Genomic DNA, 20,153 nt, shown 5'->3' with positions numbered 1-20,153 from the left:
CGCCTAGGCTTCCGCCTCACTGATCAACCAGTCCAGACGCCAGGTTGCCTGGCTTTGCGCCAGCTGCTCAGCCAACCAGGGCAGCAGCTCACGCAGGCTGTCTTCCAGCCCCCAGGGCGGATTGGCAATCGCCAGCCCTGAACCGTTCAGGCCCAACGCATTGTCGGCCGGATGCACCATGAGCTCGGCACGCAGCAACTTCGGCGCCGCACTGGCAGCCAGCGCCTGGTAGAAACTGCGCAACTGCCGCTCATCCTTGATCGGATACCAGATCACGACAATGGCCTGGCGCATGCGACCCAGCGCGTCATTCAGCGCCTTTACACAACGCTGCAGTTCATCGACCTGCTCAAAAGGCGGATCAATCAGCAGCAGCACGCGTTTTTCCGCTGTCGGCAGCAGGGCCCGCGGCACATGCCAACCGTCACCGCGATGCACCGCTACGCGCCGATCCTCGGCCATATTGGCTTTGAGCAGCGCGCCATCTTCCGGGTGTTTTTCATTGCAGTGCAGACGGTCTTGCGGGCGACTCAGGCGGCGCGCCAACTCCGGCGATCCCGGGTAGTAACGCAAGCGGCCATCAGCATTCAGCGCCCGCACTACCTGCAGATAATTCATCAGCGCTTCCGGAAGCGCCGGCTGCTCCCACAGCCTACCGATACCTTCGCGCCACTCGCCAGTACGGCTGGCCTGGTCGCCCAGCAGGTCATACAACCCCACACCAGCATGACTGTCCAGATAGGCATAGGGCGCATCCTTTTTGGCCAGCAGGGCCAGGATGCGCGCGATACACAGATGCTTGAGCACGTCGGCATGGTTGCCGGCGTGAAAGGCGTGACGGTAGTTCATGGGGCTCTCCGAAGCGAGCGGCAAGTTTACCCGCTGCACCGGTTTTACGCGCGCCCCAACGTACAGGGCAGGCTGCCGCCATCAGCTGCTTGATTGAGGCAAGCGCCCCATTTCGGCACCTGTCGCACGCTGGCAATACGGTACAAGGCTTGCCCCGAGCAGTCTTGCTGCGCAAGTCTGTAGGGCAAGAGCCAGGCATGCGCTGGCCAGCCGTGGTCTTGTGCGAGTCACGGCTACCGACCTTCCACCCGCGAAAATGGAGCACTCATGCTGATCGACGACCTGCTTGGCTGCGAACTGCCCCTGATCCAGGCGCCGATGGCCGGCGCGCAGGATCATCGCCTGGCCGCCGCCGTGTGCCAGGCCGGCGGCCTCGGCTCACTGCCCTGCGCCATGCTCACGCCCGCCGCCTTGCGTCAGGAACTGCAAGCGATGCGCGCACTGACCGCACGCCCGTTCAACCTCAACTTCTTCAGCCACGCCCTGCCAGAACCGGACGCCGCCCGCGAGGCTGGCTGGCGGGACACGCTGGCACCTTACTATGACGAGCTGGGCGTGGACCGGACGTGCATTGCGGGTGGGCCTGGACGTCTGCCCTTCAATGACGAAACGGCCGAATTGGTAGCCGAGTTCCGCCCGGCGGTGGTGAGCTTCCACTTTGGCCTGCCGGATGAAACCTTGCTGCAGCGAGTCCGCAACAGTGGCGCGAAGATTCTCTGCACGGCCACCACCCTGGAAGAAGCGCTGTGGCTACAGGAACGCGGTGTCGATGCGGTGATTGCCCAGGGGCTGGAGGCCGGCGGGCATCGCGGGCACTTTATGGATTTTGACCTGAGCCGCCAGCTCGGCACCTTCGCCCTGCTGCCGCAACTGGTCGATGCCCTCGCGGTGCCAGTGATCGCCGCCGGCGGTATCAGCGATGCGCGTGGCGTAGCGGCTGCCATGACCCTCGGTGCGGCAGGCGTGCAAGTGGGCAGTGCTTACTTGCTGTGCCCGGAAGCCACTACCAGCGTCGTGCACCGCACCGCCCTGCACAGTCCGAATGCACGTCACACGGCGCTAACCAACCTGTTCAGCGGGCGTCCGGCGCGGGGCATCGTCAATCGCCTGATGCGCGAACTGGGTCCGCTCAGCACGCAGGCGCCGGCCTTCCCGCTGGCCAGCGCGGCCATCGCGCCCTTGCGGGCAGCCGCCGAGGCACAGGGCAGCGGGGATTTCTCACCCCTATGGGCCGGACAGAACATCGCCAACTGCCAGCCCATGCCGGCCGCAGAACTGACTCATGCGCTGGCTCAGGGCTTCATTGCAGATCGAGGTTCGCCCACCGATGGCTGATGTGGTGCTTTATCACCACAACTGATGATGCTGGGCAGCCGGGGCAGCGACTGCCTAGACTCGAACCCTCATCTGGAGGCCCGTTCCATGTCCGAAACTCTGCTCAGCTCCCGCAACCTGGCATTCGAACTCTATGAAGTACTCGACGCCGAAGCCCTGACCCAACGCGAACGTTTCGCCGAGCACAACCGCGAAACCTTCGACGCCGCCATCGCCACCGCCCGCGGTATCGCCGAGGAACTGTTCGCCACGCACAACCGCAAGAACGACGAGCATGAGCCGCAATATGTCGACGGTGGCGCAGTGCTGATCCCCGAGGTCGAGCCGGCCCTGCGCGCCTTCCACGAGGCGGGCTTTCTCAACGCCACCCGCGACTTCGAGCAGGGCGGCATGCAGCTGCCCAACCTGCTGTCGCAGGCCTGCTTCGCCCACTTCCAGTCGGCCAACATCGCCACCAGCTCCTACTCGATGCTGACCATGGGCGTGGCCAACCTGATCGAAGCCTTCGGCAATGACGAGCAGAAACGCAAATACCTGCAGCCGATTATCGACGGCCGCTTCTTCGGCACCATGGCGCTGACCGAGCCGCACGCCGGCTCTTCCCTGTCGGATATCCGCACCAAGGCCGAGCCGCACGCCGACGGCAGTTACCGCATCAAAGGCAACAAGATCTTCATCTCCGGCGGCGACCAGCCGATCTCCGAGAACATCGTGCACATGGTGCTGGCCAGGCTGCCGGACGCACCGCCCGGAGTGAAGGGCATCAGTCTGTTTATCGTGCCGAAGTTCCTGGTCAACGAAGACGGCAGCCTGGGCAAGCGCAACGATGCCCTGCTGGCCGGCCTGTTCCACAAGATGGGCTGGCGCGGCACCACGTCCACGGCGCTGAACTTCGGCGATAACGACGACTGTGTCGGCTATCTGGTGGGCAAGCCGCACCACGGCCTGTCCTACATGTTCCAGATGATGAACGAGGCACGCATCGGCGTCGGCATGGGCGCCATCATGCTTGGCTACGCCGGCTACCTGTACTCGCTGGACTACGCGCGCAACCGCCCACAGGGCCGCCCTGCCGACGGCAAGGACCCGAGCAGCCCACAGGTGGCAATCATCGAACACGCCGACGTACGGCGCATGCTGCTGACCCAGAAGGCCTACGTCGAGGGTGCCTTCGACCTCGGTCTGTACGCCGCGCGGCTGTTCGACGACACCCAGACCCTGGCAACCGCCGAGGAGCGCCAGAGCGCCCTGGAGCTGCTCGACCTGCTTACCCCGATCGTCAAATCCTGGCCCTCGGAGTTCTGCCTCAAGGCCAACGAACTGGCCATCCAGATCCTCGGCGGACACGGCTATACCCGCGAGTATCCGGTTGAACAGTACTACCGTGACAACCGCCTGAACCCAATCCACGAGGGCACCCACGGTATTCAGTCGCTCGACCTGCTCGGGCGCAAGGTCTCGATGAACAAAGGGGCCGCGCTCAAGCAACTGATGGCACTGATCCAGGCCACCTGCCAACAGGCCAGTCAGTTCGAGACGCTGACGCACCTGCGCCAACCCCTCGAACAGCTGGTACAGCGCCTGGGCAGCGTGACCCTGGCCCTGCTCGGCGACCTCATGGCCGGCAAGGTCGAACAGGGCCTGGCCAACTCGGCTTTGTATCTGAACGTGTTCGGCCATGCGGTGATTGGCTGGCGTTGGCTGGAGCAGGCGATCCGTGCCGAGCAGGGCCGCTTGCGCAGCCTCGACAACGCCGAGGAATGCGCCTTCTATCAAGGCAAGCTGCAGGCTGCAGGCTATTTCCTGACCTGGGAAGTGCCCGCCTGTCAGCATGCCCTGAACCTGCTGGAAGCCCGCGACGCGACCTGCCTGGCCATGCAGCCGGACTGGTTCTGAAGACAGCAGGCGCCAGCTGGGCCGCCTGTGACACTTTGACAGCCCGCGCCGGCAGCCCGCAGAATCGAAACAGGCGCCCCCTGCGGCGCCCTGTTTCCTGCCTGTCGGAGTAGCCCTTGGACGCCATCACCATCAACAGCCTGTTGCTGATTGGAGCATTGCTCGTTGGCGCCAGCATCCTGTTGAGTTCGGTCAGTACGCGCCTGGGCATACCGATCCTGGTGATATTTCTCGGCGTTGGCATGCTGGCCGGCACCGATGGCGTAGGCGGCATTGTTTTTGACAACTATGCGCTGGCCTATCTGGTCGGCAATCTGGCGCTGGCCGTCATCCTCCTTGACGGCGGCCTGCGCACCCAGGTCAAGAGCTTTCGCGTGGCCCTCTGGCCGTCCCTGTCGTTGGCCACCCTGGGCGTGCTGCTGACCTCCGGGCTGACCGGCCTGGCAGCCACCTGGCTATTCGACCTGCACTGGCTGGAAGGCCTGCTGATCGGCGCCATCGTCGGCTCGACCGATGCCGCTGCGGTATTCTCTCTACTGGGTGGCCAGGGGCTTAACCAGCGAGTCAGCGCCACTCTGGAAATCGAATCAGGTAGCAACGACCCCATGGCGGTATTCCTCACCGTCACCCTGATTGCCATGCTGGCCAGCGGCCAGGATCACTTCGACCTGAGCGTCGCCGCCCAGCTGCTCTGGCAATTCGGCCTTGGCGCAGCGCTCGGCCTGGGCGGCGGCTGGCTACTCCTGCAACTGGTCAATCGCCTAAGCCTGGCCAGTGGCCTCTATCCTCTACTCACCGTCAGCGGCGGCCTGGCCCTGTTCGCCATCACCAACGCGCTCGGCGGCAGTGGCTTCCTGGCCATCTACCTGTGCGGGCTGCTGCTCGGCAACCTGCCTATCCGTTCACGCCATGGCATCCTGCATATGCTCGATGGCCTGGCCTGGCTGGCGCAGATCGGCATGTTCCTAGTGCTAGGACTGCTGGTGACGCCGCACGAGTTGCTGCCGATCGCCTTGCCAGCGCTGGCCCTGGCGCTGTGGATGATTCTGGTGGCGCGCCCACTTTCGGTCTTCCTCGGCCTGCTGCCATTCCGCGCCTTCCACGACCGTGAAAAGGCCTTTATCGCCTGGGTAGGCCTGCGCGGCGCGGTCCCCATCATCCTTGCCGTATTCCCGCTGATGGCCGGCCTGGAGAACGCCCAGTTGTTCTTCAACCTGGCGTTCTTCATCGTACTGGTCTCCCTCTTGCTGCAAGGTACCAGCCTGCCTTGGGTGGCACGCCTGGCCAGGGTCACCGTCCCCCCCGAGCCAGCGCCCATCTCGCGCGCGGGACTGGAGGTACACCCCACCAGCCAGTGGGAACTGTTTATCTACCGCCTCGGCGCGGAGAAGTGGTGTATTGGCGCGCCCCTGCGTGCCTTGAAGATGCCCGAAGGCACCCGTGTCGCTGCGCTGTTTCGCCAGCGCCAATTGCTCCACCCATCCGGCAGTACCACCCTGGAGGCCGGCGACGTACTCTGCGTGGTCGGCCATGAACACGACCTGCCGGCACTGGGCAAACTGTTCAGCCAGCCACCCAAGCGCGGCCAGGACCTGCGCTTCTTTGGCGACTTCATTCTCGAAGGCGAAGCCGAACTTGGCGCAATTGCCAAGCTGTATGGCCTGCCCCTGGGTGAAGAAGAGGCTCAGCAGAGCCTGGCCAACTTCATGCTCGGGCAAATTGGCGGCGCCCCGGTGATCGGCGACCAAATCGAGTGGCAGGGTCTGACCTGGACGGTCGCGCAACTGGAAGGCAACCGAATAGCCAAGATCGGCGTACGTTTTCCGGAAGGCCGCAGCGGGCCCGGTCTGTTCCTGTGAGCCAGGCGCAGCCTGCGCCATCAGCAGGCTGCTAGACTAGCGCCTTCGTTGTTACTGCCATGAGCGTTGTCATGTCCCCGCTGCGTGCCTTGCTATATCCCCTGTTGCTCTGTGTTTCCCTGCTGGCTCATGGTGTGCCCAGCAGCGACCAGGTACAAGCCAGCCTCAACGGCTTGGCCGAACGCAAGCTGGCCGAAGCCGAAGAGGCTGCCGTCAAGGCCACCCTGGAGCAAACCCTGGCCTTCCTGCGTCAGCGAGACAACAGCGACAGCCAGCTCAAGGCATTGCGCCAGCAACTCGAGCAGGCACCACGCCAGGTCACCCAGAACCAGCGCGAGCTGGCCCAACTCAAGCAGCTGACGCCCAGCGACCTGGCCAGCCAGTCACGCAATCGTTCGGTGGAGCAGCTCGAACAACTGCTGGGGGAACGCAACAAACAACTGAGCGAGTGGCAACAGGCACTGGGTGAAAGCAACAGTCAGCTGATCGCCGCACAGACCCGACCAGAGCGCACCCAGGCGCAGATCAGCAGCAACCAGACGCGCAGCCAGCAAATCAGCAACCAGCTGAAGAGCAACCGCGACGGCAATCGCCCGCTGAGCAGCGAACGACGCGACCTGCTGCAGGCCGAGCTGGCGGCCCTGGACAGCGACAACCTGCTGCTGCGCGAGAGCCTTGCCGGCAACAACCAGCTGCTGGAGCTGGCCAGCAGCCGCCGCGACCTGCTCAACCTGCGCATCGGTCGCCTGGAAAGCGACATTCTCACCCTCCAGGAACTGATCAGCGACAAGCGTCGCGCGCAATCCGAGCAAACCGTCGCCGAGCTGGGCGGCCAGGCCCAGAACGATGGCGGCAACAGCCTGCTGCAGGAAGAAAGCCTGCTCAACCAGAAATATTCCGAGCAATTGCTCAAGACTACCGACCGGCTCAACAGCCTGACCACGCAAAACCTGCAGGTACGCCAGCAACTGGACAACCTCAGCCAGGCCGAGCAGGCCCTGGAAGAACAGATCAACGTGCTGCGTGGCAGCCTGCTGCTGTCGAAGATTCTCTACCAGCAGAAGCTCGAACTGCCGCGCCTGAACCTCAAGGGCAATCTCACCGATGAGATTGCCGACCTGCGCCTGCGTCAGTTCGAACTGGGCCAGCAACGCGCCCTGCTCAGCAATGTCCCCCAATACATTGAGCGCCGCCTGGGCAGCCACGCCAGCGACGCCGAGCTGCACAGCCAGTTGAGCAGCCTGGCCCAGGCACGCAGTGAGTTGCTGGAACGCCTAGATCGTGAGCTGAACGCCCTGCTCAACGTCAGCATTACCCTGCAGCTGAACCAGAAGCAGCTGCAAAGTACGGCCAATGCGCTACGCCAGACCCTCGACGAGCAGATGTTCTGGATTCCCAGCAATCGCCCGCTGGACCTGGCCTGGCTGCAGAGCTGGCCCCAGCTGCTCCAGCAGCAACTACTCGGTATTCCCTGGCAAAGTACCCTGGAAGAACTCTGGCGCGGCCTAGGCAGTCGCCCCTGGCTGTTCATTCCGGTTTTCCTGCTCGCCCTGGGTCTGTTCTGGCATCGCCAGCGCATCAAGGATCGCCTGCAGGCACTTGATCAGGATATCGGCCACTACAAACGCGACAGCCAACTGCATACCCCACAGGCCTTGCTGCTCAACCTGCTGCTGGCACTGCCGGTCAGCCTGCTACTGCTGCTTGGCGGCCTCGCCCTGGAATTCGATGCCCGCGGCCAGAACGTCTACCTGGCCCCGGCACTGCTGGAAATCGCCCAGGCCTGGCTGGTCCTCTACTGCAGCTTCCGTATTCTGCGCCCGCATGGCATTGCCGAGCGACACTTCCACTGGGACCAACAGCTGACACGCTTCCTGTTCGTGCAGATCCGCCGTCTTGGCTTGGTAGTGATACCGCTGGTCGCCGTAGTGACCATTGCCGAAAACCATCCTTCGGCCTTCGATGAAGATGCCCTGGGCATGGCCATCGTATTGATCGGCTACAGCCTGATGACCTGGCTGCTGGCCCGCCTGCTGCTTTCGGCCGAGGCACGCGAACATGCCTCGCCGCTGCGCCTGCTGCTCGGCCTGGGCATCACCCTGCTGCCGCTGGGGCTGATCATCGCCGTGGGCTTCGGTTATTACTACACCGCCCTGAAGCTCACCGACCGCCTTATCGACACCCTCTACCTGCTGCTGCTCTGGGTCGTGGTGGAAGCCAGTTTCGTCCGTGGACTGTCGGTAGCCGCCCGCCGCCTGGCTTATCAGCGCGCACTGAGCAAGCGGCAGAGTACGGCCAAGGACAGTGAAAGCGGCGAGGCCATCGAAGAACCCAGCCTGGATATCGAGCAGGTCAACCAGCAATCTCTGCGCCTGATCCGCCTGACCCTGCTGGGCGTGTTCGGCGTGGCGTTGTACTGGGTCTGGGCCGATCTGTTGACGGTGTTTACCTACCTCAACCAGATCACCCTGTACCAGTACACCAGCGGCAGCGGAGAAACGGCGACCCTGGTGCCCCTGAGCCTGGGTGACCTGATCGGCGCCATCGTCATTGTCATGCTCACCGTGGTGCTGGCACGCAACCTGCCGGGCCTTCTGGAAGTCCTGGTGCTTTCACGCCTGCGTCTCGCCCAGGGCAGTGCCTATGCCACCACGGCCCTGCTCTCCTATCTGATCGTCGGCCTAGGCAGCGTAGTTACCCTGTCTACCCTGGGGGTCAGCTGGGACAAGCTGCAATGGCTGGTCGCGGCCCTGTCGGTAGGTATCGGTTTCGGCATGCAGGAAATCTTCGCCAACTTCATTTCCGGGCTGATCATCCTCTTCGAGCGCCCGGTGCGCATTGGCGACGTGGTAACCATTGGCAACCTGTCCGGCACGGTCAGCCGCATTCGCATCCGCGCCACCACCATCACCGACTTCGACCGCAAAGAAATCATCGTCCCCAACAAGACCTTCATCACCGGGCAACTGGTCAACTGGTCGCTCAGCGACACCGTCACCCGCGTCACCATTCGCGTGGGGGTCGGCTACGGCTCCGACCTGGAACTGGTGCGACGCCTGCTGCTGCAGATCGCCCAGCACAATCCTCGCGTGCTGCGCGAACCCAACCCGATGGTGTATTTCCTCAACTTCGGCGAAAGCACCCTGGACCACGAGTTGCGCATCCATGTCCGAGAGCTGGGCGACCGCAACCCGGCCATCGACGAGATCAACCGGGAAATCGATCGCCAGTTCAAGGAGCACGGCATCGAAATTGCCTTCCGCCAGCTCGACGTATTCATCAAGAACGTCAGCGGCCAGCAGTTGCACATCAGCGAAGGCCCAGGCCACTGAGTCACAGGCTACAGGCCTACGTTTATTCCTAGTAAGCTACTCGGAAATAAACGGAGGCCTGCATGGTGGCACTCGACGCGCTGCACTTCGACAACCGCTTCGCCCGGCTCGGCGATGACTTTTCCACAGCCGTACTGCCGCAGCCCATTGAGCAGCCACAGTTGCTGATCAGCAGTCCGGCGGCGATGGCCCTGCTCGACCTCGACCCAGCGCATGTCGATCCGCAACAGCTGACCCGCCTGAGCGCCGGGCACAGCCTGTGGGCCGCCGCCGAGCCACGCGCCATGGTCTATTCCGGCCACCAGTTCGGCGTCTACAACCCGCGCCTGGGCGACGGCCGCGGGCTGCTGCTCGGCGAAGTGATCAACAGCGCGGGCGAGCATTGGGATCTGCACCTGAAAGGCGCCGGCCTGACCCCCTACTCACGCATGGGCGATGGCCGCGCAGTGCTGCGCAGCTCGATCCGCGAGTTCCTGGCCAGCGAATACCTGCACGCACTGGGCATTCCCACCTCGCGGGCGCTGTGCGTGACCGGCTCGCAGACCCCGGTCTGGCGCGAGCGGGAAGAGCGTGCCGCCATGCTCATGCGCCTGGCACCCAGCCATATCCGCTTCGGGCACTTCGAGTATTTCTACTACACCGGTCAGCACGCTCAGCTGCGCCAGCTGGGCGAGCACCTGCTGGCCAGCCATTTCACACCCTGCCTGGCGGCCGAACAGCCCTGGGCGGCGCTGTTTGCCGAGATCGTGGAACGTACCGCGCAGCTCATCGCCCGTTGGCAGGCGTATGGCTTCTGTCATGGCGTGATGAACACCGACAACATGTCGATCCTCGGCATCACCTTCGACTTCGGCCCCTATGCCTTTCTCGATGACTTCGATGCCAGCTATGTGTGCAACCATTCCGACCACCAGGGCCGCTACAGCTATCGCAATCAGGTACCAATCGCCCACTGGAACCTCAGCGCCCTGGCCCAGGCGCTGACCCCGCAGGTCAGTGTCGAACAGCTGCGCCACAGCCTCGAACAGTTCCTGCCCAGCTACCAGCAGCACTACCTGGAGCTGATGCGCCAGCGCCTGGGCCTGCAGCATGCCGAGGCCGGCGACCAAGCGCTGATCGACGACCTGCTGGCCCTGCTGCAACGCAGCGCCACGGACTACCCCCTGTTCTTCCAGCAGCTCGGCGCAGATAACCCGGCCGTAGCCCTGCGCCAGCTACGCGACGAGCAGCTCGACCTGGCCGGCTTCGATCGCTGGTCTCGCGACTACCTGCTGCGTCTGGAGCGGCAAGGAGGCAACCCCGCCGAGCGCCAGCAGCGCATGCAAGCCGTCAATCCGCGCTACATACTGCGTAATTACCTGGCCCAGCAGGCCATCAGCGCTGCCGAGCAGGGCGACCTGGCCCCACTGCATGAACTACACAAGGTGCTTAGCCAGCCTTTTGCCGAGCAGCCCGCTTTTACCCAGTACGCTGCACGTCCGCCCAGCTGGGGCAAGCATCTGGAAATCAGTTGCTCCTCCTGAGCATTGCTTTGCTTCTTTTAGGCATATAAACCTGCTCAAACATTCTTAGACACTCTAAGCAGCAGGCCTTATCTTCTGCGCCTGCTCGACAGCCCCTGGCTGCTCGATACCTCACACGAGATTCGTTGCAAGGATTTCCCCGATGTCCTGGGACTCACTGCCGCTGCTGTTTGTCGCCGGCCTGCTGCTGTGGGTGCTGTACGCTTTCGTGCGCGAGAAGTGGAGCCCGGACATCGTGGTAGCGGTTGCCGTCGCCGCCCTGCTGGTCAGCCAGTTGCTGACCCCAGGCGAAGTGCTCAGCGTACTCAGCAACTCCGCCCCCATCACCATTGCCTGCATGTTCGTGCTGTCTGCCGCGCTTGAACGCACCGGCTGCATCGATGCCTTGGGCAACTGGCTGGGCGATCTGGTGGGCACCAGCCCGGTGCGTGTGCTCACCGGGCTGACGCTGACCGCGCTGGTAATTTCCGCCTGCCTGAACAACACCCCAGTCGTGGCCATTCTCACCCCGGTGGCCATCGCCCTGGCCCGGCGTGCCGGTACGTTGCCATCCAAGCTGCTGATTCCGCTGTCCTACGCCACCATCCTCGGCGGTACCCTGACCATGATCGGTACGTCCACCAACATTCTGGTGGACGGTGTGGCCCGTAAGGCTGGCCTGGAACCCTTCGGCATCTTCGAGATCACCGGGGCCGGCCTGATCATGGCTGCTGCCGGTATGTTCTACCTGCTAACCATCGGCCATCGCCTGCTACCGGAACGCGAGACGCTCTCCAAGCAACTGCGCCCGGACCTCGCCCGGACCTTCATGAGCGAGCTACTGGTGCCGCATGATTCGCCGATGATCGGCAAGACCCTCAGCGAGGCCAATCTGAACGGCGGTAGTGGCTTGCAGGTACTGAAGATATTCCGCGAACAGGAAGAACTCACCGAACCAGGCCATGACACCGTGCTGGCTGCGGGTGATCAACTGGTAATCCATGGCCAGGTCAAGGATGTGGTGGAGCTGCGCGGCAGCGGGCACCTGACCTTCAATCGCGGCGAAGCCTTCGAGACCATTTCCAGCCATGACGTTATCCTCGCTGAGGCCATCGTCGGACGTAATTCGCGCTACAGCCACCGTCCGATGCGCGACCTTGACCTCACTGCACGCTACGGCATCGCCGTACTGGCCGTGCATCGCCAGGATGAAAATGTCTCCGGCAACCTGGATGACTTCCAGTTGCAGTTCGGCGACGTCATGCTGGTCGAAGGCACCCCGGCGCAGATCAAGCGTTTCGCCGACAACGGCGAACTGATCAGTCTGAACGCCGTGCAGGAGCGCGCCTTCCGCCGCGACAAGGCGCCGATCGCCATCATCGCCACCCTGGCGGTGATGTTGCTGGCGGCACTTGGGGTCATGCCCATCGAAGGCCTGGCAATCATCGGTGCCGCGAGCGTGCTGGCCACCCGCTGCCTGGATGTGGAAGATGCCTACAAGGCAGTGGACTGGAAGATCCTCAGCCTGATCTTCGGCATGCTGGCCATCAGCATCGCCATGGACAAGGTCGGCCTGGTCAAGCTGCTGGTGGAGAACGTCATGGGCTGGCTGCCCTGGGCCGGCCCGCTACTGATGCTCAGCCTGATCTACCTGCTGACCTCCGTGCTCACCGAAATGCTCTCCAATAACGCCGTGGCGGTGCTGGTCACCCCCATCGCCATCGGCCTGGCCCAGCACATGGGCGTCGACCCGCGGGCTTTCGTTGTCGCCGTGATGTTCGCCGCCAGCGCCAGCTTCGCCACGCCGATTGGCTACCAGACCAATACCTTCGTGTATAACGCCGGCGGCTACCGCTTTACCGACTTCATGAAGGTGGGCATCCCGCTCAACCTGCTGCTGTGGCTGGTGGCCAGCCTGGTCATTCCCTGGTTCTTCCCGCTCACGCCGCTCTGAGTAACACGTCGCCAGGCGACTTTGTTGCCACAGGTCATTGACCTGCGGGCCCTGCCCTCGCCATCCTGCGGGTCTTTTTCCGACCCAGCAGGAACGCGCCCATGAAACTGGAAACCCTGGCCATCCACGCCGGCTACAGCCCCGACCCGACCACCAAGGCTGTCGCCGTACCGATCTACCAGACCACCTCGTTTGCCTTTGACGACACCCAGCATGGCGCCGACCTGTTCGACCTCAAGGTTGCCGGCAACATCTACTCACGAATCATGAATCCGACCAACGCGGTGCTCGAGGAGCGCGTCACCGCGCTGGAAGGTGGCGTTGGCGCGCTGGCCGTGGCCTCAGGCATGGCGGCCATCACCTACGCCATCCAGACCATCGCCGAAGCCGGCGACAACATCGTCTCGGTGGCCAAGCTGTATGGCGGCACCTACAACCTGTTTGCCCACACCCTGCCGCGCCAGGGCATCGAAGTGCGCTTCGCCGCGCATGACGACATCGCCGCGCTGGAAGCACTGATCGACGACAAGACCCGCGCGGTGTTCTGCGAATCGATCGGCAACCCGGCCGGCAACATTGTCGACCTGCAGGCACTGGCCGATGCCGCCCACCGCCATGGCGTGCCGCTGATCGTCGATAACACCGTGGCCACACCGATGCTCTGCCGGCCCTTCGAGCACGGTGCCGATATCGTGGTACACGCGCTGACCAAGTACATGGGCGGTCACGGCACCACCCTCGGCGGCATCGTGGTCGATTCCGGCAAGTTCCCCTGGGCGCAGCACAAGGCGCGCTTCCCCCTGCTCAATACCCCGGACGTGTCCTACCACGGCGTGACCTACACCGAGGCGTTCGGCCCGGCCGCATTCATCGGCCGCTGCCGCGTGGTGCCGCTGCGCAACATGGGCGCAGCCCTATCGCCATTCAACGCCTTCCTCATCCTGCAGGGTCTGGAAACCCTGGCCCTGCGCATGGAACGGCACTGCGAGAACGCTCTCAAGGTCGCCGCCTACCTGAAAAACCACCCACAGGTAGCCTGGGTCAAGTATGCCGGCCTGGCCGATCATCCCGAGCATGCCCTGGCGCAGCGCTACATGGCAGGCAAGCCGGCGTCGATCCTCTGCTTCGGCATCCAGGGTGGCAAGGAAGCCGGTGCCCGCTTCATCGACGCCCTGCAACTGGTGGTACGCCTGGTCAATATCGGTGACGCCAAGTCGCTGGCCTGCCACCCGGCAACCACCACCCATCGTCAGCTCAATGACGAGGAACTGGCCAAGGCCGGGGTTTCCCAGGACCTGATCCGCCTGTCGATCGGCATCGAGCATATCGACGACATCCTCGCCGACCTGACCCAGGCCCTTGAAGCTGCCAAGGGCTGATCCGCCCCTTGATATCGCCGTTCGCGCCTCCAGATTGGTCACTACACCCCCTGGAGGCGCGTATGAGCGAACCCCTGCTGATCCCCTGCCCGGCCTGCAATGGCCTGAACCGCATTCCCGCCGAACGACTGGGCGACGCCGCGCGCTGCGGCCGCTGCAAAGCCGAGGTGCTGCCCGCCAGGCCCTTTGCACTTAGCCAGGCCAGCTTCGCCGCACAGAACAAGGGCGACCTGCCGCTGTTGATCGATGTCTGGGCCAGCTGGTGCGGACCGTGTCGCAGCTTTGCAGCGATCTTCGAACACGCTGCAGAGCAACTACAGGGGCGCTGTCGCCTGGCCAAGCTGGACAGCGAAGCCAATCCGCAGCTCTCCGCGGAAATGGGCATTCGCTCGATTCCGACCCTGATCCTCCTCAAAGGCGGCCGCGAAGTGGCGCGCCAGAGCGGTGCTCTGCCCTTGCCGCAACTACTCGGCTGGTTGCGCCAACAGGGCATCTGAGCGTTTCGGTCACTCAGGACGGCAAAACGGGTCATTCCCTGCGGCAATCTGTGCCCTTAGTCTGGCCCGACCACCCTCCGCACGGAGTCCGTCCTGCCATGCCCTTGCCCAGCCAACTGGTGCGCCAGCTCACCGAGGAACACATTGCCTTCATCCAGCGTTCGGGGCTTAAAGCCGAGGTAGTCGAACCCGGCCATGTGCGCCTGCGTATGCCACTGGCCGGCAACCAGAACCACCTTGGCAGCCTATATGCCGGCGCGCTGTTTACCCTGGCCGAAGTCCCGGGCGGCGCGCTGTTTCTCAGCAGCTTCGACAGCCAGCGCTTCATTCCGCTGGTCAAGGCCTTCAATCTGCGCTTCCTGCGCCCGGCACTGAGCGACATCACGGTGGAGGCTCGCCTGGATGCCGAACAGATCGCCGCGCTGCAGGACACCGCCGAACGGCTCGGCAAGGCAGAGTTCAGCCTGGCCCTGCAGCTACAGGACAACCAGGGCCAGGTGGTCGCCCTTAGCGAAGGCCTGTACCAGATACGCAAACGCTGAAGAGGATTGCCGCAAGAGCGGACAAATCATCTAGACTCGGGGCTCTCGCGCAGGTAGCAGCGGCACGCAATGGAGGCCCCATGTTCAAGCACATACTCATCGCTCACGATCTCAGCCAGCAAGCCGATGTCGCCCTGCGTCGCGCCGCGCAACTGGCCGAACAGCATCAGGCGCGCCTGACCCTGTTGCACGTCGCCGAAGGGCAACACAGCAGCGCCAGCCTCAAGGAACTGCAGCAGGCTACCGAGCAGGTGCTCGGCGAACGCCTGAGCAGCTACAGCCACTGTCCGGCACAGGTGCTGATCCGCCAGGGCAAAGCCTCGGACGTCTTGCTACAGGCCCTGACGGAAGAGGACTACGACCTGCTGGTGGTCGGCAGCCACCACAAGAACAAACCGGAGCTATTCACCGGCACCAACCTGGAACGCATCGCCCGCCACTGCCAGGTGCCGCTGTTGCTGGCCTGTGGCCAGGATAGCCGGGCCTACCAGCAGGCCGTACTGGCCATCGACTCTTCGCTGTGCGCCTGCAAAGCCCTGGCCTGTGCCTACCAGTTGCTGCCGAGCACTGCCCAGCTGCACGCAGTGAACATCTTCAGCCAGCCGGCCAAGCAAAGCGCCAGCAAGGCCGCGGCCCAATTGGAAATCCAACAGGCGCTGATCGGCCAACTGGTTGACGATGAATGCAGCCAATTGCCCAGCGATGGCCCCAGCGTCAGCCACGAAGTTGTCCCTGGCACCCTGGCCGGCAGCCTCGACCAACTGATTCGCCAACGCCGCCCGCAACTGCTGGCGCTCGGCCAACACAGCCGCAGCGTACTGGTCAACGCGCTACTCGGCAGCCTGCCCGCGCACTATCTGCGCCAGGCGCCCTGCGACGTGCTGCTGGTCAAATAGTGCTCAATCGCCTGTGTAGCCTCGCACTGCTGCTCCTGCTCGGCCTGGTCAGCGCCGGCCAATGGCATCTGCTAGAAACTCTGCACGCCGAGCCACTGCGCTTTGCCAACCCCGGCCAGCTCAGCCCGCTGCACCAGTTCACGCTGGTCAGTCACGGGCAATTGCTGGCTACTGGCAATCTGTTGCTGGCCCTGGCCCTGCTCGCCAGCTGGGCTCACCAGCTGTATCGCCCGGCACGCAGGCGCTGGCTAGGGTACCTCAACAGCCTGCATGCGCTTTACCAGCTCTTCCTCGCGGTCATTGTCGGCACCTCCGTGAACACCATCCTGCAGGCGGTGGCCGGACAGCCACAGGCCCCGTTCAGTGCCGAGCTGTGGCTGAGCCTGTACGGTATCCCCGGATTACTCGCGGCGTTACTGTTTCTCTTCGGCCCCGGCCTGCTGCAGCTCGGTCTGGGCCTGCTGCAGCAACAACGCGCCCCGGCTTAACGCCCGCCATCAAGCAGGTCGTGCAACTCGACGAACTGCTGACTGAGCTTGTGGCGTGGTTCCAGGTAGATCAAAGGCTTGCAGGCCTGGTGTGACTCGCGCATTTTCACCGAACTCATCAGGTTGACCGGCAGCACCGGCATGCCTTCGGCGATCAGTTCGTCGAGCAACTGCTGCGGCAACGCGGCACGCGGCTGGAACTGATTGACCACGATGCCTTCAACCTGCAATTCCTCGTTATGGTCGTCGCGCAGCTCGGCAATTTCCTGGAGCAGACCATACAGGGCCTGGCGCGAGAAACTGTCGCAATCGAAGGGAATCAGTACGCGATCTGCCGCGATCAACGCGGAAACCGTATAGAAGTTCAAGGCCGGCGGCGTATCCAGGTAGATACGCTCGTAGTCATCGCCCAGTTCATCGAGCAACTTGCGCAGGCGATTGATCTTGTGTTTCTGCTCCAGCTTGGGCTGCAGGTCAGCCAGTTCGGCCGTCGCGGTGATCACGTGCAGGTTGTCAAAGGGCGTTTCGTAGATGTCGACCTTGCCTTTTTTGGCAAAAGGTCCGCCGGACAGGGTCTGCTTGAAGAAGTCGGCAATCCCTACGGGAATCTCGTCACCCGCCAGGCCCGTGAGGTAATGACTGGAGTTGGCCTGCGCATCGAGATCGATAAGCAGGGTACGATAACCCTGAGAGGCGCTGACCGCCGCCAGGTTGCAGGCAATGCTGGACTTGCCTACGCCACCTTTCTGATTGAATACCACGCGACGCATCTGACACCTCCCTGATGATGGATGCGTCGATTCTATGCAAAGGCTGGCGGCACGGCGAGCACCAATACCGTTCCGACCGGCAAGCGGCTGGCGTCTGCGCTGCAGAGCGACCAGCGCGCACTGCCAGATGGCTCAATGGTACTGCGCAGACAGCTCGTGCACGGCCTCGAAGAAGGCGCGGGCGTGCTGCGGATCGACCTCCGGGGTGATGCCGTGCCCCAGATTGAACACATGCCCGCTGCCTTGCCCATAGGCGGCGAGAATACGCCCCACCTCACCACGAATCACCTCGGGCTGTGCATAGAGCACGCTGGGGTCCATATTGCCCTGCAGGGCGACCTTGTCACCGACCCGCGCCCGGGCACTGCCAATATCGCAGGTCCAGTCCAGACCCAGCGCCTCGGCACCCGTGTCAGCCATCGATTCCAGCCACAGGCCGCCACCCTTGGTGAACAGGATTACCGGCACGCGACGCCCTTCATGTTCACGGATCAGTCCGTCGATGATCTGCTTCATGTAGCGCAGGGAGAACTCCTGGTAAGCCGCCGCCGACAGCGCCCCCCCCCAGGAATCGAAGATCTGCACGGCTTGCGCACCGGCAAGGATCTGCCCGTTGAGATAGGCCGTTACCGAGCGAGCCAGCTTGTCGAGCAGCGCGTGCATGGCCTGCGGGTTGTTGTAGAGCATGGCCTTGGACTTGCGGAAGTCCTTGGAGGAGCCGCCTTCGACCATGTAGGTAGCCAGCGTCCAGGGGCTGCCACTGAAGCCGATCAACGGCACCCGGCCGTTCAGCTCGCGGCGGATGGTGCGCACGGCATCCATCACATAGCCCAGGTCCTGTTCGGCATCGGGAATCGGCAAGGCCTCGATATCCGCCAGGCTCGACACCACCTTTTTGAAGCGCGGGCCTTCGCCGGTCTCAAAGTACAATCCCTGGCCCATGGCATCCGGAATGGTCAGGATGTCGGAGAAGAGAATCGCCGCATCCAGTTGCGGATAACGATCCAACGGCTGGATGGTGACCTCACAGGCCAGCTCGGGGTTCTTCATCAGGTTGACGAAATTACCTGCCTGGGCACGGGTAGCACGGTACTCCGGCAGGTAGCGACCGGCCTGGCGCATCATCCACACCGGGGTGACGTCGACGGGTTGCTTGAGCAGGGCGCGAAGGAAGCGGTCGTTTTTCAGTGCAGTCATGGCGTAGTCCGGCATCAGAAACTGGGTGGGAGGGCGACAGCCTGGCTGTCATGCCTCGCCACCTCGGGGTGTGCCGCATTGTCGCAAAGCACTGGGCAAAAGGCACGGCGCCCGGCATGCCTTTTCGCCAGGGTCTTGATCCTGCTCAAGCCTGGACACCCAATAAAAAAACGGCACGCCCCATCGGAGCGTGCCGCCATGCTTGGCCTGACGCAGGGTTACAGGCCGAGATAATCGAGGATGCCTTCGGCAGCCTGACGCCCTTCATGGATGGCGGTTACCACCAGGTCGGAGCCGCGCACCATATCGCCCCCGGCAAACACCTTGGGATTGCTGGTCTGGAACTTGTACTGACCATCCGCCGGAGCCAGTACACGGCCCTGGCTGTCGATACCGATGGCGACATCAGCGAACCAGGCAGCAGGGCTGGGACGGAAGCCGAAAGCAATCAACACCGCATCGGCCGGAATCACTTCCTCGGAACCGGGAATCGGCTCGGGGCTACGACGGCCACGGGCATCCGGTTCGCCCAGACGGGTTTCCACAACCTTGATGCCTTCCACCTTGCCGTTGCCGACAATTTCGATCGGCTGGCGGTTGAAAAGGAACTTGACCCCTTCATCCTTGGCGTTCTTCACCTCGCGACGCGAACCGGGCATGTTCTCGGCATCCCGACGGTAGGCACAGGTCACACTCTTGGCACCCTGGCGAATCGAGGTCCGGTTGCAGTCCATCGCGGTATCGCCACCGCCCAGCACCACGACCTTCTTGCCGGCCATGTCAATGAAGTCCTCTGCGGACTTTTCAAAACCCAGGTTGCGATTGACGTTGGCGATCAGGAAATCCAGCGCGTCGTAGACGCCCGGCAGATCTTCACCCGGGAAACCGCCCTTCATGTAGGTGTAGGTGCCCATACCCATGAATACGGCATCGTATTCATCCAGCAACTGCTGCATGGTCACGTCCTTGCCCACCTCGGTATTCAGGCGGAACTCGATACCCATGCCCGTGAAGACCTCACGACGCCGGCTCAGCACGTGCTTTTCCAGCTTGAACTCGGGAATCCCGAAGGTCAGCAAGCCACCAATCTCCGGATTCTTGTCGAACACCACCGGGGTGACGCCGTTGCGCGCCAGTACATCCGCACAGCCCAGGCCCGCCGGGCCGGCACCGATGACCGCAACACGCTTGCCAGTGGGCACAACCTTGGACATGTCGGGACGCCAGCCCATGGCGAAGGCCGTGTCGGTAATGTATTTCTCCACCGAACCGATGGTTACCGCACCGAAGCCATCATTGAGAGTACAGGCGCCCTCGCACAGGCGATCCTGCGGGCAGACCCGCCCACAGACTTCCGGCAGGGTATTGGTCTGGTGCGAAAGCTCTGCCGCCGCAATGATGTTGCCTTCGGAAATCAGCTTCAACCAGTTGGGAATGTAGTTGTGCACCGGGCACTTCCATTCGCAATAAGGGTTGCCACAGCCCAGGCAGCGGTGCGCCTGCTCGGCCGCCTGCAAGGGCTTGAAGCTGTCGTAGATCTCGACGAACTCTTTCTTGCGCTGGCGCAGCAATTTCTTCTTCGGGTCTTTGCGCCCGACTTCGATGAACTGGAAGTCGTTATTCAGACGTTCAGTCATAGCAAACCTCTTAGCAGCAG

Annotated in this window: 15 protein-coding genes; 11 read left to right on the top strand and 4 right to left on the bottom strand. The window is 63.2% G+C overall.

The features are described 5' to 3' along the window. Positions 1-3: 3 nt before the first annotated feature. Positions 4-849: a 23S rRNA (adenine(2030)-N(6))-methyltransferase RlmJ gene (locus CW360_RS13335; RefSeq protein WP_101194026.1), complete on the bottom strand. Its 846-nt coding sequence runs from the start codon at positions 847-849 to the stop codon at positions 4-6. 267 nt (positions 850-1,116) lie between these two features. Between CW360_RS13335 and CW360_RS13330 the strand changes: the two genes are divergently transcribed. The 11 genes from CW360_RS13330 (at position 1,117) to CW360_RS13280 (ending at position 16,529) form a co-directional block, all read left to right on the top strand. After that, the gene (locus CW360_RS13330; protein ID WP_101194025.1) at positions 1,117-2,184 is read left to right on the top strand and encodes an NAD(P)H-dependent flavin oxidoreductase; all 1,068 of its coding nucleotides are present in this window, start codon (positions 1,117-1,119) and stop codon (positions 2,182-2,184) included. Positions 2,185-2,271: 87 nt separating this feature from the next. Next, complete coding sequence (locus CW360_RS13325; RefSeq protein WP_093984946.1) at positions 2,272-4,080, top strand: acyl-CoA dehydrogenase; 1,809 nt, start codon at positions 2,272-2,274, stop codon at positions 4,078-4,080. Between the two features lie 116 nt (positions 4,081-4,196). Next, positions 4,197-5,939, top strand: a complete 1,743-nt coding sequence (locus tag CW360_RS13320) for a potassium/proton antiporter (RefSeq protein ID WP_093984945.1) — start codon at positions 4,197-4,199, stop codon at positions 5,937-5,939. 71 nt (positions 5,940-6,010) lie between these two features. Further along, complete coding sequence (gene mscK, locus CW360_RS13315; RefSeq protein WP_425439771.1) at positions 6,011-9,271, top strand: mechanosensitive channel MscK; 3,261 nt, start codon at positions 6,011-6,013, stop codon at positions 9,269-9,271. A gap of 62 nt (positions 9,272-9,333) precedes the next feature. Continuing rightward, the gene (selO, locus tag CW360_RS13310; protein WP_101194023.1) at positions 9,334-10,794 is read left to right on the top strand and encodes a protein adenylyltransferase SelO; all 1,461 of its coding nucleotides are present in this window, start codon (positions 9,334-9,336) and stop codon (positions 10,792-10,794) included. A 142-nt stretch (positions 10,795-10,936) separates the two neighbouring features. Next, the gene (locus CW360_RS13305) at positions 10,937-12,727 is read left to right on the top strand and encodes an SLC13 family permease (RefSeq protein ID WP_093984938.1); all 1,791 of its coding nucleotides are present in this window, start codon (positions 10,937-10,939) and stop codon (positions 12,725-12,727) included. Between the two features lie 101 nt (positions 12,728-12,828). Further along, positions 12,829-14,106 carry a bifunctional O-acetylhomoserine aminocarboxypropyltransferase/cysteine synthase gene (locus CW360_RS13300; protein WP_093984937.1) on the top strand — a complete coding sequence of 426 codons (1,278 nt, stop codon included), beginning with the start codon at positions 12,829-12,831 and terminating at the stop codon, positions 14,104-14,106. 62 nt (positions 14,107-14,168) lie between these two features. Continuing rightward, positions 14,169-14,603: a thioredoxin TrxC gene (trxC, locus tag CW360_RS13295; protein ID WP_101194022.1), complete on the top strand. Its 435-nt coding sequence runs from the start codon at positions 14,169-14,171 to the stop codon at positions 14,601-14,603. A gap of 98 nt (positions 14,604-14,701) precedes the next feature. Continuing rightward, entirely contained in the window at positions 14,702-15,145 is a 444-nt protein-coding gene (locus CW360_RS13290; protein ID WP_101194021.1) for a YiiD C-terminal domain-containing protein, read from the top strand. A gap of 80 nt (positions 15,146-15,225) precedes the next feature. Next, positions 15,226-16,041, top strand: a complete 816-nt coding sequence (locus CW360_RS13285) for a universal stress protein (protein ID WP_093984934.1) — start codon at positions 15,226-15,228, stop codon at positions 16,039-16,041. Then, entirely contained in the window at positions 16,041-16,529 is a 489-nt protein-coding gene (locus tag CW360_RS13280) for a hypothetical protein (RefSeq protein ID WP_101194020.1), read from the top strand. Before CW360_RS13285 ends, CW360_RS13280 begins: the two co-directional genes overlap by 1 nt. On the opposite strand, the gene CW360_RS13275 is transcribed toward CW360_RS13280, so the two are convergent. The 3 genes from CW360_RS13275 to CW360_RS13265 all read right to left on the bottom strand — a co-directional run bounded on the left by CW360_RS13275 (position 16,526) and on the right by CW360_RS13265 (position 20,133). Continuing rightward, positions 16,526-17,299 (bottom strand): ParA family protein, encoded by a 774-nt coding sequence (locus CW360_RS13275; RefSeq protein WP_101194019.1) that lies wholly within the window; start codon positions 17,297-17,299, stop codon positions 16,526-16,528. The genes CW360_RS13280 and CW360_RS13275 overlap by 4 nt on opposite strands. Before the next feature lie 132 nt (positions 17,300-17,431). After that, complete coding sequence (gene hemE, locus CW360_RS13270) at positions 17,432-18,496, bottom strand: uroporphyrinogen decarboxylase (RefSeq protein ID WP_093984976.1); 1,065 nt, start codon at positions 18,494-18,496, stop codon at positions 17,432-17,434. 218 nt (positions 18,497-18,714) lie between these two features. Further along, positions 18,715-20,133 (bottom strand): FAD-dependent oxidoreductase, encoded by a 1,419-nt coding sequence (locus CW360_RS13265; protein WP_101194018.1) that lies wholly within the window; start codon positions 20,131-20,133, stop codon positions 18,715-18,717. Between the last annotated feature and the right edge of the window lie 20 nt (positions 20,134-20,153).

The sequence above is a fragment of the Pseudomonas fluvialis genome (assembly GCF_002835605.1).
Classification (GTDB): domain Bacteria; phylum Pseudomonadota; class Gammaproteobacteria; order Pseudomonadales; family Pseudomonadaceae; genus Aquipseudomonas; species Aquipseudomonas fluvialis.
This window is presented reverse-complemented; position numbering and strand designations above follow the sequence as displayed.

Coding starts and splice junctions, on each gene's coding strand:
- CW360_RS13285 (WP_093984934.1), top strand. CDS start 15,226: ATGTTCAAGCACATACTCATCGCTCACGATCTCAGCCAGCAAGCCGAT.
- CW360_RS13305 (WP_093984938.1), top strand. CDS start 10,937: ATGTCCTGGGACTCACTGCCGCTGCTGTTTGTCGCCGGCCTGCTGCTG.
- hemE (WP_093984976.1), bottom strand. CDS start 18,496: ATGACTGCACTGAAAAACGACCGCTTCCTTCGCGCCCTGCTCAAGCAA.
- CW360_RS13275 (WP_101194019.1), bottom strand. CDS start 17,299: ATGCGTCGCGTGGTATTCAATCAGAAAGGTGGCGTAGGCAAGTCCAGC.
- CW360_RS13335 (WP_101194026.1), bottom strand. CDS start 849: ATGAACTACCGTCACGCCTTTCACGCCGGCAACCATGCCGACGTGCTC.
- CW360_RS13290 (WP_101194021.1), top strand. CDS start 14,702: ATGCCCTTGCCCAGCCAACTGGTGCGCCAGCTCACCGAGGAACACATT.
- trxC (WP_101194022.1), top strand. CDS start 14,169: ATGAGCGAACCCCTGCTGATCCCCTGCCCGGCCTGCAATGGCCTGAAC.
- CW360_RS13300 (WP_093984937.1), top strand. CDS start 12,829: ATGAAACTGGAAACCCTGGCCATCCACGCCGGCTACAGCCCCGACCCG.
- CW360_RS13265 (WP_101194018.1), bottom strand. CDS start 20,133: ATGACTGAACGTCTGAATAACGACTTCCAGTTCATCGAAGTCGGGCGC.
- selO (WP_101194023.1), top strand. CDS start 9,334: ATGGTGGCACTCGACGCGCTGCACTTCGACAACCGCTTCGCCCGGCTC.
- CW360_RS13330 (WP_101194025.1), top strand. CDS start 1,117: ATGCTGATCGACGACCTGCTTGGCTGCGAACTGCCCCTGATCCAGGCG.
- mscK (WP_425439771.1), top strand. CDS start 6,011: ATGTCCCCGCTGCGTGCCTTGCTATATCCCCTGTTGCTCTGTGTTTCC.
- CW360_RS13325 (WP_093984946.1), top strand. CDS start 2,272: ATGTCCGAAACTCTGCTCAGCTCCCGCAACCTGGCATTCGAACTCTAT.